The 13,597-nt window shown below is 66.5% G+C and carries 15 protein-coding genes; 11 read left to right on the forward strand and 4 right to left on the reverse strand.

Annotation, left to right across the window (positions count from 1 at the left end):
• The first annotated feature begins 4 nt into the window (after positions 1-4).
• From dmpG to HQN78_RS06025, 5 genes are all read left to right on the forward strand, one after another.
• Entirely contained in the window at positions 5-1,024 is a 1,020-nt protein-coding gene (gene dmpG, locus HQN78_RS06005; RefSeq protein WP_235088524.1) for a 4-hydroxy-2-oxovalerate aldolase, read from the forward strand.
• A complete protein-coding gene (locus tag HQN78_RS06010) occupies positions 1,021-1,800 on the forward strand; it encodes a 2-keto-4-pentenoate hydratase (RefSeq protein ID WP_235088525.1) in 780 nt (259 codons plus the stop codon). Before dmpG ends, HQN78_RS06010 begins: the two co-directional genes overlap by 4 nt.
• Positions 1,797-2,213, forward strand: coding sequence for a RidA family protein (locus HQN78_RS06015; RefSeq protein ID WP_227103231.1), 417 nt, complete (start codon positions 1,797-1,799; stop codon positions 2,211-2,213). The genes HQN78_RS06010 and HQN78_RS06015 overlap by 4 nt, the downstream gene beginning before the upstream one ends.
• A gap of 66 nt (positions 2,214-2,279) precedes the next feature.
• The gene (nbaC, locus tag HQN78_RS06020) at positions 2,280-2,843 is read left to right on the forward strand and encodes a 3-hydroxyanthranilate 3,4-dioxygenase (protein WP_107798933.1); all 564 of its coding nucleotides are present in this window, start codon (positions 2,280-2,282) and stop codon (positions 2,841-2,843) included.
• Between the two features lie 91 nt (positions 2,844-2,934).
• Entirely contained in the window at positions 2,935-3,918 is a 984-nt protein-coding gene (locus HQN78_RS06025) for an amidohydrolase family protein (RefSeq protein ID WP_235088526.1), read from the forward strand.
• Positions 3,919-3,924: 6 nt separating this feature from the next.
• Here HQN78_RS06025 and HQN78_RS06030 read toward each other — a convergent pair whose 3' ends face one another.
• Positions 3,925-4,659 (reverse strand): aspartyl/asparaginyl beta-hydroxylase domain-containing protein, encoded by a 735-nt coding sequence (locus HQN78_RS06030; RefSeq protein WP_235088527.1) that lies wholly within the window; start codon positions 4,657-4,659, stop codon positions 3,925-3,927.
• Between the two features lie 455 nt (positions 4,660-5,114).
• Here HQN78_RS06030 and HQN78_RS06035 point away from each other — a divergent pair, with 455 nt between their 5' ends.
• The 4 genes from HQN78_RS06035 to HQN78_RS06050 all read left to right on the forward strand — a co-directional run bounded on the left by HQN78_RS06035 (position 5,115) and on the right by HQN78_RS06050 (position 8,249).
• Positions 5,115-5,876, forward strand: a complete 762-nt coding sequence (locus HQN78_RS06035; protein ID WP_235088528.1) for a dimethylarginine dimethylaminohydrolase family protein — start codon at positions 5,115-5,117, stop codon at positions 5,874-5,876.
• A 98-nt stretch (positions 5,877-5,974) separates the two neighbouring features.
• Positions 5,975-6,733, forward strand: coding sequence for a transporter substrate-binding domain-containing protein (locus HQN78_RS06040; protein WP_235088531.1), 759 nt, complete (start codon positions 5,975-5,977; stop codon positions 6,731-6,733).
• A 102-nt stretch (positions 6,734-6,835) separates the two neighbouring features.
• Entirely contained in the window at positions 6,836-7,510 is a 675-nt protein-coding gene (locus HQN78_RS06045) for an ABC transporter permease (protein WP_235088533.1), read from the forward strand.
• Positions 7,511-7,520: 10 nt separating this feature from the next.
• Positions 7,521-8,249: an ABC transporter permease gene (locus HQN78_RS06050; protein WP_235088535.1), complete on the forward strand. Its 729-nt coding sequence runs from the start codon at positions 7,521-7,523 to the stop codon at positions 8,247-8,249.
• Here HQN78_RS06050 and HQN78_RS06055 read toward each other — a convergent pair.
• Positions 8,241-8,714 (reverse strand): Lrp/AsnC family transcriptional regulator, encoded by a 474-nt coding sequence (locus HQN78_RS06055; protein WP_107798939.1) that lies wholly within the window; start codon positions 8,712-8,714, stop codon positions 8,241-8,243. The two genes, HQN78_RS06050 and HQN78_RS06055, sit on opposite strands and share 9 nt — an antisense overlap.
• 118 nt (positions 8,715-8,832) lie before the next feature.
• On the opposite strand from HQN78_RS06055, the gene HQN78_RS06065 reads away from it, so the two are divergent.
• Together HQN78_RS06065 and HQN78_RS06070 are read left to right on the forward strand one after the other, a co-directional pair.
• A complete protein-coding gene (locus HQN78_RS06065) occupies positions 8,833-9,948 on the forward strand; it encodes a succinylglutamate desuccinylase/aspartoacylase family protein (protein WP_235088538.1) in 1,116 nt (371 codons plus the stop codon).
• 73 nt (positions 9,949-10,021) lie between these two features.
• Complete coding sequence (locus HQN78_RS06070) at positions 10,022-11,062, forward strand: arginine deiminase-related protein (protein ID WP_235088540.1); 1,041 nt, start codon at positions 10,022-10,024, stop codon at positions 11,060-11,062.
• Here HQN78_RS06070 and HQN78_RS06075 read toward each other — a convergent pair.
• Both HQN78_RS06075 and HQN78_RS06080 read right to left on the reverse strand, forming a co-directional pair.
• The gene (locus HQN78_RS06075; RefSeq protein ID WP_235088541.1) at positions 11,059-12,030 is read right to left on the reverse strand and encodes a DUF6396 domain-containing protein; all 972 of its coding nucleotides are present in this window, start codon (positions 12,028-12,030) and stop codon (positions 11,059-11,061) included. The genes HQN78_RS06070 and HQN78_RS06075 overlap by 4 nt on opposite strands.
• Positions 12,031-12,235: 205 nt before the next feature.
• Entirely contained in the window at positions 12,236-13,594 is a 1,359-nt protein-coding gene (locus HQN78_RS06080; RefSeq protein WP_235088542.1) for a DUF6396 domain-containing protein, read from the reverse strand.
• Positions 13,595-13,597: the final 3 nt, after the last annotated feature.

Genomic DNA, 13,597 nt, shown 5'->3' on the forward strand with positions numbered 1-13,597 from the left:
CGGCATGGACAAACTGTATATTTCCGACGTGACCCTGCGCGACGGCTCGCACGCGGTCCGTCACCGTTATTCGCTGGCCCAGGTGCGCGCCATCGCCGCGGCGCTGGACGCGGCCGGGGTGGATTCCATCGAGGTGGCGCACGGTGACGGCTTGGAGGGTTCCAGCTTCAACTACGGCTTTGGCGCCCATAGCGACGTGGAGTGGATCGCCGCGGCGGCCGAATCCGTGCGCAGCAGCAAGATCGCCACCTTGCTGCTGCCCGGCATCGCCACCGTGCGCGCCTTGCGCGAGGCCTACGACGCCGGCGCGCGCATTGCGCGCATCGCCACGCACTGCACCGAGGCCGACATCGCCAGACAGCACATAGGCTACGCGCGGGAACTGGGCATGGACGCCGTCGGCTTTCTGATGATGTCGCACATGACCACGCCGCAGCGGCTGGCCGAACAGGCCAAGCTGATGGAAAGTTACGGCGCCCATTGCGTCTACGTGGTGGATTCCGGCGGCGCTCTGCTGATGCAGCAGGTGCGCGACCGCTTCCGCGCCTTGCGCGACGCGCTGCGGCCGGAGACGGAAACCGGCATCCACGCCCATCACAATCTGTCCCTGGGCGTGGCCAACAGCATTGTGGCGGTGGAAGAAGGCTGCCGCCGCGTCGACGCCTCGCTGGCCGGCCAGGGCGCCGGCGCCGGCAACGCGCCGCTGGAAGTGTTCATCGCCGCCGCCGAGCGCCTGGGCTGGAACCACGGCTGCGAGCTGATCCGGCTGATGGACGCGGCCGACGATCTGGTGCGGCCCACCCAGGACCGCCCGGTGCGGGTGGACCGCGAGACGCTGGCGCTGGGCTACGCCGGCGTCTACTCCAGCTTTCTGCGCCATGCGGAAACGGCGGCGGCGCAATACGGCTTGAAAACTCTGGACATCCTGCTGGAAGTGGGACGTCGCCGCATGGTGGGCGGACAGGAGGACATGATAGTCGACGTGGCGCTGGACTTGCTCAAGGCCAAAGGAGGCGCGGCATGACGGACTTTGTTCAAAACTGCGCCCGCGAACTGGACATCGCGACCCAAACCGGCGAAGCCGTCGATCAACTGAGCGCGCGGCGGCCTTTCGATCTGGCGCAGGCCTACCGCATCCAGCAGGCCGGCATCGCGCTGCGCCAGCAACGCGGCGAGCGCGCGCTGGGCTTGAAGCTGGGCTTCACCAGCCGGGCCAAGCGCGTGCAAATGGGCGTGGACGCGCTGATCTGGGGCGAGCTGACCGACGCCATGCAGCTGGCGGACGGCGGCGAACTGGCGCTGGGCCGCCTGATCCATCCGCGGGTGGAGCCTGAAATCGCCTTCATCACCGCGCAGGAGATCTCGCGGCCGCTGTCCCTGGCCGAGGCCGGGCTGGCGCTGGCCGGCGTGGCGCCGGCGCTGGAAATCATCGATTCGCGCTACCGCGACTTCCGTTTCAGCCTGGAGGACGTGGTGGCGGACAACTGCTCATCGTCCCATTTCGTCGTCGGCCCGCTGAGCCCGCCGGACACGCCGCTGGACAATCTGGGCGTGACGCTGCGCTTCAACGGCAGGCCGGTGCAGCTGGGCAGCAGCGCCGCCATCCTGGGCCAGCCGCTGCGCGCGCTGATGGAAGTGTCCGCGCTGCTGCACGCGGAAGGGCGCACGCTGCCGGCCGGCTCCTTGCTGCTGGCCGGCGCGGCCACCGCGGCCGAGCCCTTGCGCGCCGGCCTGCACGTTGGCGTGGAGATCGCCGGCCTGGGCCGATGCGAGTTTGAAACCGAAGGGAGCGGCGCATGAGCACCCAAGCCACCACCGTCAGCGGCAAGGCCGCGCCGCGCGGCCGCTTTCCGCACCTGAAGCGGGCCGGGGACTTCCTCTTTGTCTCCGGCACCAGTTCGCGGCGGCCGGACAACAGCATCGCCGGCGCCGAGGCCGACGCCATGGGCGCGACGCGGCTGGACATCGCCTTGCAAACCCGGGCGGTGATCGAGAATATCCGCGACATCCTGGCCACGGCCGGCGCCGGGCTGGCCGATGTGGTTGAAATCAGCGCCTACCTGGTGGATATGAACGATTTCGCCGCATACAACCGGGTTTACGCCGACTACTTCGACGAGGAAGGGCCGACGCGGACCACGGTGGCGGTGCATCAGCTGCCGCATCCGCATTTGCGCATTGAGATCAAGGCGATCGCCTACAAGCCGCTTTAAGAACGTGTTTACGGCGGCGAGTAGGTTCTTTTAGGTGTAATCAAGCACAAGAGAAGGAGAGAGGAGATGGAACTGCAATACGGCATGCCGCTCAATCTGCTGGACTGGGCGCAGCGCAACCAGGGTCTGCTCAAGCCGCCGGTGTGCAATGCGGCCGTTTGGTCGGATGGCGACTACATCATCAATATGGTGGGCGGGCCGAATACCCGCACCGATTTTCACGACAACCCCACCGAGGAGATTTTCTACCAGATCCAGGGCAACGCTTATCTGGAGATATGGGACCGCGGGCGCTTCGATCGCATCGAGCTGCGCGAAGGCGACGCCTTCCTGTTGCCGGCCCACGTCATCCACTCGCCGCAACGGCCCGAGCCCGGCCTATGCCTGCTGGTGGAGAAGCCGCGGCCGGTCGGCCAGTACGACAGCCTGCAATGGTACTGCCCGGTCTGCGCCGCCGAGATCTGGCGTTTCTCCAAGCAGCTGGAAAGCCTGGTGGACGATCTGCCCAAGGCCTATCAGCTGTTTTACGCCTTGAGCGAGGACGAGCGCCGCTGCCGCCATTGCGGCACCGTCCACCCCGGCAAGGATTACGCCGCCTGGCACGAGTTGCGGCAGCGCTCCCGTCATTGAGCGTCCGTTCCATGACCGCCGCGTTCCCGCCCTGGCTCGCAAGACGGGAACCGATTCTTGAAGCAAGCTTAATTAACCGAGAAACGCAGCCATGATAGACATCCACTCCCATTTCTTCCCGCGGATCAGCCAGGCCGAGGCGGCCCGGCTGGACCCGCGGCGCGGGCCCTGGCTGGAGACCTCCGGCCGCAACGGGCAGATCATGGTGGGCGAGCAGCCGTTCCGGCCGGTGCACGACGCGCTTTGGGACGGCGCGCGCCGGCTGGCCTGGCTGGACGAGCAGGGGATAGATATCCAGATCATGTGCGCGACGCCGGTGATGTTCGCCTACGCCGCGCCGATAGAACGCGCCTTGCCTTGGGCGCAGCTGATGAACGATCGCGCGCTGGACATGGCGGCCATCGCGCCGCAACGCTTGAAAGTGCTGGCGCAAGTGCCCTTGCAGGACGTGGACGCCGCCTGCCGCGAAGCCAGCCGCGCCCGCGACGCCGGCCACATCGGCGTGCAGATCGGCAACCACGTTGGCGAGCGGGATCTGGACGACGCGGGCCTGCTGACGTTTCTCAGTCATTGCGCGGCCGAGAACATCCCGCTGCTGGTGCATCCATGGGACATGATGGGCGCCGGCGCGCGGATGAAGCGCTGGATGCTGCCCTGGCTGGTGTCGATGCCGGCGGAAACCCAGCTGGCCATCCTGTCGCTCATCCTGTCCGGCGCTTTCGAACGCCTGCCGGCCAGCCTGAAAATCTGCTTCGCCCACGGCGGCGGCAGCTTCGCCTATCTATTGGGCCGGGTGGACAACGCCTGGGAGCAGCGCGACATCGTGCGCGAAGACTGTCCGCGGCGGCCGTCCAGCTATCTGGACCGGTTTTACGTGGATTCCGCGGTGTTCGATCCCGGCGCGCTGCGGCTATTGATCGCCACCATGGGCGCGGAGCGGGTGATGCTGGGCTCGGACGCGCCTTTTCCGCTGGGCGAGCAGACGGTGGGCGGCCTGGTCCGCGAGACGGTGGCGGACGCCGAGGTCCGCCGGCGGCTGCTGGCGGACAATGCGCGGGCCTTCTTCAGTTTATAGGGCGGCTCAACTCAGCAGCCAGCCCAGCAACAAGCCGCCGAACAACAGCCATTTCAGCGCGTAATAGCCGAGGCGGCTCTGCGCCTTGATGCGCTTGCCGAACAGCCGCACCGCCTGCACATAGCGGAACAGGCGGTTGAGCGCGCCGGTGCGGTCCCCGTCCTGATTGGGGGCGCTGGCGGCGCCCAGCAGCAGGCGGCTGAGCCGGCGGTTGAACCAGGCGGCGAGCCGGAAGCGCATCGGCCGTTCGATATCGCAGAACAGGATGATGCGCTGGTGCTTGGTGGCGTTTTCGGCGTGGTGCAAATAGGTTTCGTCGAACAGCACCGCCTCGCCGTCGCGCCAGCTATAGCGCTCGCCGTCCACCTCGATGTAGCAGGCCTCGCTTTGCGGCGTGGACAGGCCCAGGTGGAAGCGTACCGATCCGGCGAAGGGGTCGCGGTGGCGCACCAGGCGGCTGCCCGGCGGCAGGCTGGCGAACATCGCCGCCTTCACCGTGGGAATGCCCTCCAGCAAGGCGGTGGTGTACGGACACAGCTTGGCCGCGGACGGGTGCGGCTGGTCGTACCACTTGAGATAGAAGCGCTTCCAGCCGGTTTTGAAGAAGGAATTGAAGCCCAGGTCGTCGTAACGGTCGGAGGCCTTGATCGCGCCGCCGTCGGACAGGGCCAGCGCCTCGGTGCGGATGCGCTGCCAGTTGTCGTTCAGCGTCCGCAATTCCGGAAACTGTTGCAAGGGCAAATAGGGCGGGCCGGCAAGGTGGAGAACAAGTAGCAGAAGCAGTTGATCGGCGCCATGAAGGTGGAGTGATCGGTCAACTGCCGCCAGAAACCCAGACGTTGGCGGCCGCGATAGTGGATATAGACGGTACAGAGCGCGAAAACGAGGAGGATGGAGAGTTTGATATACGGCATATGGGCTCGCCTGTGCATGGATATGCTCAATTTCAAGCAAATACCGGTTTTGGACGACTGGTAGTTGGGATAGTTTAGCAAAATCCTGCCGCCGCCGCCCCCCGCGGCGGGCCGCGCAAACGGCTGTATCGGGCCGGAAAACAGCCGAAACCGGCTGTGCCGGCCGCCGCATACGGCCGACACCCGCAAGGGGCGCTGCCTAGAATGGTTCGAGCGAGAACGGCCCCGCGCCGTCCCCGGCAATCATTCGCTTGCCGGGCCGCCCGACCAAGGAGCCTGCCCATGCATTTCACCCACGCGATCACCCGTTTGCCGGCCGACACCGTGGCCGGCGGCCTGACCACCGCCGATATCGGCGCGCCGGACCCGGCGCTGACCCGCGCCCAGTTCCGCGACTACGTGGACATTCTGCTGAGCCTGGGCCTGACCGTCAGCACGCTGCCGGCCCAGCCCGATTATCCCGACGCCCATTTCGTTGAAGACACCGCGGTGCTGATGCCGGAACTGGCGGTGCTCACCCAACCCGGCGCGCCGTCCCGCCGCGGCGAGGTGCGCAGCATCGCGCCCTTGGTGTCCCGCTTCCGCCACGCGGTGTGGATGGACGGCGACGCGCGCATGGACGGCGGCGACGTGCTGATGATAGACAAGCGTTTCTTCGTGGGCCTGACCAGCCGCACCAACGAAGCCGGGGTCAGCCAGTTCGCCGCCGCGGTGGAAAAGTTCGGCTATGTCGTCACCGCGGTGGAAGTCAGCGCCGGCCTGCATCTGAAATCCATCGTCAACTACGTGGGCCGCAACACGCTGATCCTGTCCGAAGACCGCGCCGACGATCCGGTATTCCGCGGCTATCAGCAGATCGTGCTGGACAGGGAAGAGGAATACGCCGGCAACACCCTGTGGATCAACGACACCCTGATCACGCCCAGCGGCTACCCGGACACCCTGCGCAAGCTGAAGACGCTGGGCCTGCCCATCATCGAGACCGACACCAGCGAAATCCGCAAGATGGACGGGGGCTTGACCTGCATGTCCCTGCGCTTCTGAAAAACCGTTTCATTCGCCACCGGCCGCAGAGCCGGGAAGATTCAGAACCTGTCGCCGACGCTGAGCCGGCGAGGAACAGGCTCACAAGGAGAAACCAGATGAAAACCATCAGCATCGCGCTCTTGCTGGCGCTGAGCGCCGGCCCGTCGCTGGCCAAGGACATCAAGCAAATCCGCTGGGGCGTGGACGGCGGCTACCCGCCTTTCGACGTGCTGGCGCCCAACGGCGAGATCACCGGCTTCGATCCGGACATCGCCAAAGCCGTCTGCGCCGAACTCAAGGCCCGCTGCGTTTTCGTCAAGCAGCCGTTCGACAGCATGATAGCGGCGCTCAACGCCAATAAGTTCGACGCCGTCATCGCCTCGCTCAACGTGACGGCGGAGCGGCGGAAGCAGGTGGATTTCAGCGATAAATACTACGCGTCCGCCTCGCAGCTGGTGGCGCGCAAGGGCAGCCCGCTGCGGCCCACGCTGCAGTCGCTGGCCGGCAAGACCGTGGGCGTGCAGTCCGGTTCGGTGCACGAGCAGTACGCCAAGGCCAACTGGGGCGGCGGCAAGGTCAAGATCGTCACCTACGCCAACCAGGACAATGTCTACCTGGACCTGGCCTCCGGCCGCATCGACGCCGCCTTGCAGGACAATATCCAGGCCGAGACCAGCTTTCTGCGCACCGAGCGCGGCCGGCAGTTCGCCTTCGCCGGCCCCAAGCTGGGCGAGTCCAATCCGGTGGCCGTCGCGGTGCGCAAGAACGATCCGGAACTGAAGGCGGCGATCAACCGCGCCATCGCCGCCATCCGCGCCAACGGGGTGTACGAGGGGATACGCAAGAAGTACTTCGGCTTCGATATCTACCACTAAGCACCTGTTCATCGTCTGCTGCGCGTCGCGGCGCGCGTACCGCTTCCATCCCTATCCACCCCCGGCCGGCGCCCGCCGGCCGCTTCCCCAAGGAGGGCGGCCATGGTAGCGTCCTATCTGCCCCTGTTGCTGAGCGGGGCCTGGCTCAGCCTGCGCGTGGCGCTGGCCGCGCTGGGGCTGGCCCTGCTGTTCGGCCTCGCCAACGCCTGCGTCAAGCTGTTCGGGCCGCGCTGGTTGCGGGCGGCGTCCATCGCCTACACCACGGTGATCCGCGGCATTCCGGAACTGGTGATGATGCTGCTGCTGTTCTACGGCGGCGAGAAAGTCTTCAATCTGCTGCTGGCGGCCTTGGGGCTGCCGGCGGTGGAGTTCGACAAATTCCTGGCCGGGGTGCTGACCATAGGCTTCATCTTCGGCGCCTATTACACCGAAACCTTCCGCAGCGCCTTCTTGGCGGTGCCGCGCGGCCAGTTGGAGGCCGGCGTCGCCTACGGCATGCGGCCGTGGCGGCTGTTTCGGCGCATCCTGTTTCCGCAGATGCTGCGCCACGCCTTGCCCGGCATCAACAACAACTGGCTGGCGCTGATGAAGTCGGCGGTGCTGGTGTCGCTGATCGGCCTGGAAGACATGGCCTGGCTCGCCGAGCAGGCCGGCCGCGCCACCCAAATGCCTTTCCTGTTCTATTTCCTGGTCTGCCTGGTCTATTTGCTGTTCACCGCCGCCTCCGGCGGGGTGTTCCGCTGGCTGGGGCTGCGTTACAGCCGCGGCCTGCTTTGAGGGGAAAACGATGACGCTAGACGAAATCCTGCGCGCCTTGCCCAGCTATTTATGGGGAGAGGGCGGCCAATGGAGCGGGCTGGCGCTCACCGCCAAGCTGTTCCTGGTGTCCGGCGGCCTGGGCATGTTGCTGGCGGTGCTGCTGGCGCTGCTCAGGGTCTACGGCCCGGCGCCGCTGCGCTGGGCGGTGGCCGCCTTCAGCTATTTCTTCCGCGGCACGCCCTTGTTCATGCAGCTGATGCTGATCTATTACGGCGTGTCGCAATTCAGCTGGGTGATAGAAGGCTGGCAGGCGGAAGACCCGTTCTGGCTGCTGTTCCGCGACGCCACCTTCTGCGCCATCCTCGCCTATGTGTTGAACACCGCCGCTTACGCGCAGGAAATCCTGTCCGGCGCGCTCGCCGGCTATCCGCGCGAGGAAATCATGGCGGCGGAGGCCTTCGGCATGTCGCGGGCGCGGGTCATCCGCCGCATCGTCTTGCCCGGCGCGCTGCGGCGCTCGATACCGGTGCTGAGCAATGAAATGGTGTTTTTGCTGCACGCCACCGCCTTATCGTCCACGGTCACGCTCTTGGACGTCACCGGCGTGGCGCGCGCCTTGTACGCGGCCACCTACGCGCCGTTTTTCCCTTTTCTGATGGCGGCGGCGATCTACCTGGGCTGCACCTTCGCGCTGCTGGCGGGCTTTCGTCAGGCGGAACGCCGCTGGCTGAAGTTCCTGCGGCCGCGCTCAGCCTAGCGCGCCGGCGCTGCGCTTGATCTCCTGCAGCTCGGTGATGGTGATGATCTTGTCGATCTTGAAGGCGGCGCTGTTCAGCCATTGCTCGGCCAGCTCGCGGTATTGCTGGATGTCGCGACAGCCGACGCGCACCTGGAAATCGAAGCTGCCGGCCACCAGCCAGGCGTCCAGCACCGCCTCGCTGCGCTGCAGTTCCTTGATGAAGGCCTGCTGCGACAGCGCGTGATCGGCCAGCGCCACCTGGGCCACCACGATGACGGGGTAGGCCGGTTCCGGCAGCTGCACCACGGCGCGGTAGCCGCGGATCACGCCGGCTTTTTCCAGCCGGCGCACGCGCTCCAGGCAGGGCCGAGGCGTCAGATTGACCTGCTCGGACAAACGTTGAAAGGACATGCGGCCGTCGGCTTGCAAAGCGGCGAGGATTTTCAGGTCGATACGGTCCAGGCTGGGTTTCTTGTCGTTCATGGCGGGTTTCAGGATGGATGGGCTGCCTGATGATTTGAGCCTCAGGCGCCGACAGTGTCAAGGCGGCGCGTCCAGCGTGGTTTTGATATTTCAATGACATGGAAAGGGAGGGCGTTTTATGGAGCTCGTCACCCAGGCGTTGCCGCAGGCCAGCATAGGCATGCGGCGCGAACTCTTGAGCCTGCATTACGGCCGGCGCGGCGCCGGGCCCAAGGCCTATTTGCAGGCCAGCCTGCACGCGGACGAACTGCCCGGCATGCTGGTGATCCACCATCTGCGCCGGCTGCTGGACCAGGCCGAAGCGGCCGGCCTGCTGCGCGGCGAAATCGTGCTGGTGCCGGCGGCCAATCCCATCGGGCTGGCCCAGGCGCTGTTGCAGCAGCAGCCCGGGCGTTTCGAACTGCGCAGCGGCGAGAATTTCAACCGCCGCTTCACCGATTTCCACCCGCTGCTGCGCCCCGGCCTGGAAGCCAATCTTGGCGACGACGCCGCCGCCAATCTGCGGACGGTGCGCGCCCGGATGCGCGCCGCGCTGGACGCGCAAACCCCGGTCACGGAACTGGAGGCGCTGCGCCTTGCCCTGAGCCGGCTGGCGCTGGACAGCGACCTGGTGCTGGACCTGCATTGCGACAGCCAGGCGCTGTTGCACGTGTACGCCGACGCGCCGTTCTGGCCGGCGCTGGAGCCGCTGGCGCGCTATCTGGGCGTGGCCGCGGCGGTCTTGAACGAGGCGCCGGGCGGCACGACTTTCGAGGAATCCTGCGGCCAGAGCTGGTGGCGGCTGGCCGATGAACTGGGGCCGGCGCATCCGCTGCCGCTGGGCTGCGTGGCCGCCACGGTGGAACTGCGCGGGCAGGTCGATCTGGATCACGGCCAGGCGCGGCGGGACGCGGAGGCTTTGTACGCCTATCTGCAAAGCCGCGGCCACATCGCCGGCGCCGCGCCGGCCTTGCCGCCGCCGGTGCCCGCGCCATGGACCTGGCGCGGCATGACCAGCGTGAGCGCGCCCGCGCCCGGCCTGGTGCTGCGCCATTGCGCGGTCGGCGCGGAAGTGGAGCGCGGCCAGCCGCTGCTGGAGCTGATCGACCCGCTGGAAAACAGGGTCGTCCCGGTGCTCAGCCCGGCGGCGGGCCTGCTCTACGTCAGCCACCCGCTGCGCTACGCCCAGGCCGGCATGGAGCTGTGCCGCATTCTGGGCCGGGCCGACGCCGGCGCCCGCGTGTCGCTTGCTTGAACGTTCGCGTCATGTTTCCGGCATGGCCGCAACGCGTACTGTCAGTAGAATGATTTGCCGCCCGCGGGCGGCCATGCGAACCCCCACCCAAGAGCCGCCCACCATGCAAGCCCAAGCCATCGCCGCCGCCGACGCGCCGGCGCAAGAAAACCTGGAGCCCATCTGGCTCCGCGCCAGACAAGGCCAATTGGCCCGCGCCGTCGTGATGGTGCGCCCTCACGATTTCGCCTTCAATGAACAAACCGGCGCCGACAATGTGTTCCAGCACCGGCTGCAACTGCCGCCGGCCCAGGTCACCGCGCGGGCGCTGGCGGAATTCGACGCCATGGCGCAGCGGCTGCGCGACCGCGGCGTTGAAGTGCTGGTGCTGGAAAAAAGTCCGGACGGCTATCCAACCCCGGACGCGGTGTTTCCCAACAACTGGTTCAGCACCAGCGTGGACGGCAGCCTGCACGTCTACCCGATGCACACGCTGAACCGCCGCCGGGAACGGCGGGTGGAGGAACTGTGCCAATTGCTGCTGAGCCACGGCTACGAGGTGGAGCAAGTGGTGTGGGCCGGCCATCCGCTGGAAGAGGAGCTGATCCTGGAGGGCACCGGGGTGATGGTGTTCGACCATCCGCGCAAGCGCGTGTACGCGGCGCGCTCGCAGCGCTGCCATCCGGGCGCGCTCTACCGTTACGCGCGCCGGCGCGGTCTGGAAGCGGTGCACCTGTTCGACACCGTGGACAGCCGCGGCGTGCCCATCTACCACACCAATGTGATGATGAGCGTGGGCGAGGGCTTCGCGGTGATCTGCTCCGAAAGCCTGCACCGGCCGGAGCAGCGGCGGCAAGTGCTGAGCGCGCTGGGCGAACACCACGAGGTGATCGACATCAGCCTGGCCCAGGTGGAGCGCAGCTTCTGCGGCAATATCCTGCAACTGCGCGGCGCCGGCGGCCAGCCGCTGATCGCGATGTCGGAGCAGGCCTGGAACGGCTTCACGCCGGCGCAGCAAAGAACGCTGGAGCGCCACGGGCAGCCGGTGGTCAACCCCATTCCCACCATAGAGGCGGTGGGCGGCGGCAGCTGCCGCTGCATGCTGGCCGAGCTGTTCCTGCCGCGCGTCCGCTAGCGGGCGCGGCGCGCCTCGTCCGGCAGGCCGGTGGCCGGGTCCAGCCGCTTGGCCTCGGCCAGTGCGCGCAGCCGTTCCTCGCTGGGCGCCAGCGGGGCGACGCCGGCCTCGTGGTCGCGCAGCCACTGAATCTTGCCGTCCCATTCCGGCAGTGTCGCCGGCGGCAGCGGCACGATGTCGTCGATATCGGGCACGGTGGGCTGGCGGTAGGACCAGTCGGCTAGGGTTTTGCGTAGAATGTCGTAACGGTGGCTGCGCTCGGCGTCATAGGCCAGGCCTAGGCTGCCTGTACTACCTGGAGAGGAGACCAGGAATTCCTCAGATAGGCTGTAGGCAGAAACACTATCTCCGGCCTTGACCGCCAGTTGGTAGTACTTCAGCGCTTCTACACGTTGACCTTCGGCGTCTAGGTGGATGGCGTACTCAAGCCCCGCCTCGGCATGGCCCTGCTCAGCGGCGCAGCGCTTCATCTGATAACCCACTTGTTGGATGTTGCGCTGACCGATGAAGCCGGAGACCAGCTTGTTGCCGACATAGTATTGTGCTGGCGGATTGCCGAGGTCGGCGGCTTTGCGGAAGTAGCGCAAGGCCAGTTCGTCATTGGCGGAATAGCCGAAGCCGCTGTTGACGTAGACGCCGAGCAGGTAGTAGCCGGCCGGGATTTGGGCGGCGATCAACTGGCCGTTGAGGTCCAGCACCTCGATGACGCTGCCGTTGAAGTCGCCACGGCGCAGGCCGTTTTGCAGATTGTAATTGGCCTTGACGTGGCCATGGGCGGCGGCGATGCGGTAGAGCCGGGCGATTTCGACGTTGGCGCTGGTCTGCGGGTCCAGCAGATTGTTCTTTTGCATAAAGCGCGCGTATTCAAAGATCTGTTGCAGTTCAGGCTCCGGCGCCGGGCTGGCGTCGGCCTCGTAGCGGCAGCTAAAAGCCAATTTGGTGTCGATGTTTCCAGCGTTGGGCAGCATGCGGGTCTGCTGGCCGCAGGCGGATAAGGCCAGGAGCAGGAGCAGCCCGCCTAGTGTTGGTGGCCGTGACAGAACCCGTGCCGTCTTTTTTGCCGCGGGAACACCGGGCCACACACGGACTACCCGCACCGCGCGGGTCCATGCCGCGGTGGCTAAATCGGTTTTGCGCCGGGCTTGGCGGTGGTTCATTTCGCGGTCTCCCTGGTCAGGCCGGCAGGTGGTAGCGCACCAGCTCCCACTCCACGGCGACCGGCCGGTAGACCAGCCATGCATCGCCAAACCATTGCTTCCACCACGGCAGCGGGTAGGCGACATTCAACTGCGGCAGCGGCTGGCCGGCGAAGCAAAGCGTGGTCGGGTGTTCGCCGGCCCAGGGCACGCAGCCCTTGGGCGCTAGCGGCCGCCAGTGGGCGGCGACATTGGGCACGTCGCCCGTCTGGCGGCGGCTGAACAGCGGCAGCGCGTCGGCAAAGGGCGGAGTGCGTTCGGCGCGGCGGCGCGCCTCGTCGGCGGCGGCTTGTTTGTCGGCCGCGATCCGGGCGCGACGCGCCTCGTCCGGTAGGCCGGTGGCCGGGTCCAGCAGCTTGGCCTCGGCCAGCGCGCGCAGCCGTTCCTCGCTGGGCGCCAGCGGGGCGAAGCCGGCCTCGTGGTCGCGCAGCCACTGGATCTTGCCGTCCCATTCCGGCAGCGGCGCCGGCGGCAGCGGCACGATGTCGTCGATATCGGGCACGGTGGGTTGGCGGTAGGACCAGTCGCCGAGAATATCGCTGAGAATGTCGTAACGGCGGCTGCGCTCGGCGTCATAGGCCAGGCCAAGATCATCAAAGCTGCCGGAGGAGGGGGCGAGAAAGGCTTTTGAAAGCTTATAAGCCGAGACGTCATTTCCCGCCTTGACCGCCAGTTGGTAGTACTTCAGCGCTTGAGTGTTGTCCTCACCTTTGGCCCAGGTGCCAGCTTCGCCGGCGGCCTTGGCATGGCCCTGCTCGGCGGCACAGCGCTTCATCTGAAGCCCAATCTTTTGAATCTCACGCTGGCCGATAAAACCCATTACCAGCTTGTCGCCGACATAGTATTGCGCCTGCGGATTGCCGAGGTCGGCGGCCTTGCGGAAGTAGCGCAAGGCCAGTTCGTCATTGGCGGAGTAGCCGAAGCCGCTGTTGACGTAGACGCCGAGCAGGTAGTAGCCGGCCGGGATTTGGGCGGCGATCAACTGGTCGTTGAGGTCCAGCACCTCGATGACGCTGCCGTCGAAATCGCCACGGCGCAGGCCGTTTTGCAGATTGTAATTGGCCTTGACGTGGCCATGGGCGGCGGCGATGCGGTAGAGCCGGGCGATTTCGACGTTGGCGCTGGTTTGCGGATCTAGCAGATTGTTCTTTTGCATAAAACGCGCGTATTCAAATATTTGTTGCAATTCCGGCTCCGGCGCCGGGCTGGCGTCGGCCTCGTAGCGGCAGCTAAAAGCCAGTTTGGTGTCGATGTTTCCAGCATCGGGCAGCATGCGGGTCTCCTTGCAGGCGGTGAGCGCGAGGGTGAGCAGGGCGAGGGGTAGCAGGCGGCGCATCGT

The sequence above is a fragment of the Chromobacterium sp. Beijing genome, from assembly GCF_021496765.1.
Taxonomy (GTDB): Bacteria; Pseudomonadota; Gammaproteobacteria; order Burkholderiales; family Chromobacteriaceae; genus Chromobacterium.

Coding starts and splice junctions, on each gene's coding strand:
- HQN78_RS06080 (WP_235088542.1), bottom strand. CDS start 13,594: ATGCGCCGCCTGCTACCCCTCGCCCTGCTCACCCTCGCGCTCACCGCC.
- HQN78_RS06040 (WP_235088531.1), top strand. CDS start 5,975: ATGAAAACCATCAGCATCGCGCTCTTGCTGGCGCTGAGCGCCGGCCCG.
- HQN78_RS06050 (WP_235088535.1), top strand. CDS start 7,521: ATGACGCTAGACGAAATCCTGCGCGCCTTGCCCAGCTATTTATGGGGA.
- HQN78_RS06045 (WP_235088533.1), top strand. CDS start 6,836: ATGGTAGCGTCCTATCTGCCCCTGTTGCTGAGCGGGGCCTGGCTCAGC.
- HQN78_RS06055 (WP_107798939.1), bottom strand. CDS start 8,714: ATGAACGACAAGAAACCCAGCCTGGACCGTATCGACCTGAAAATCCTC.
- HQN78_RS06015 (WP_227103231.1), top strand. CDS start 1,797: ATGAGCACCCAAGCCACCACCGTCAGCGGCAAGGCCGCGCCGCGCGGC.
- HQN78_RS06025 (WP_235088526.1), top strand. CDS start 2,935: ATGATAGACATCCACTCCCATTTCTTCCCGCGGATCAGCCAGGCCGAG.
- nbaC (WP_107798933.1), top strand. CDS start 2,280: ATGGAACTGCAATACGGCATGCCGCTCAATCTGCTGGACTGGGCGCAG.
- HQN78_RS06010 (WP_235088525.1), top strand. CDS start 1,021: ATGACGGACTTTGTTCAAAACTGCGCCCGCGAACTGGACATCGCGACC.
- HQN78_RS06075 (WP_235088541.1), bottom strand. CDS start 12,030: ATGCTGCCCAACGCTGGAAACATCGACACCAAATTGGCTTTTAGCTGC.
- HQN78_RS06070 (WP_235088540.1), top strand. CDS start 10,022: ATGCGAACCCCCACCCAAGAGCCGCCCACCATGCAAGCCCAAGCCATC.
- HQN78_RS06065 (WP_235088538.1), top strand. CDS start 8,833: ATGGAGCTCGTCACCCAGGCGTTGCCGCAGGCCAGCATAGGCATGCGG.
- HQN78_RS06035 (WP_235088528.1), top strand. CDS start 5,115: ATGCATTTCACCCACGCGATCACCCGTTTGCCGGCCGACACCGTGGCC.
- dmpG (WP_235088524.1), top strand. CDS start 5: ATGGACAAACTGTATATTTCCGACGTGACCCTGCGCGACGGCTCGCAC.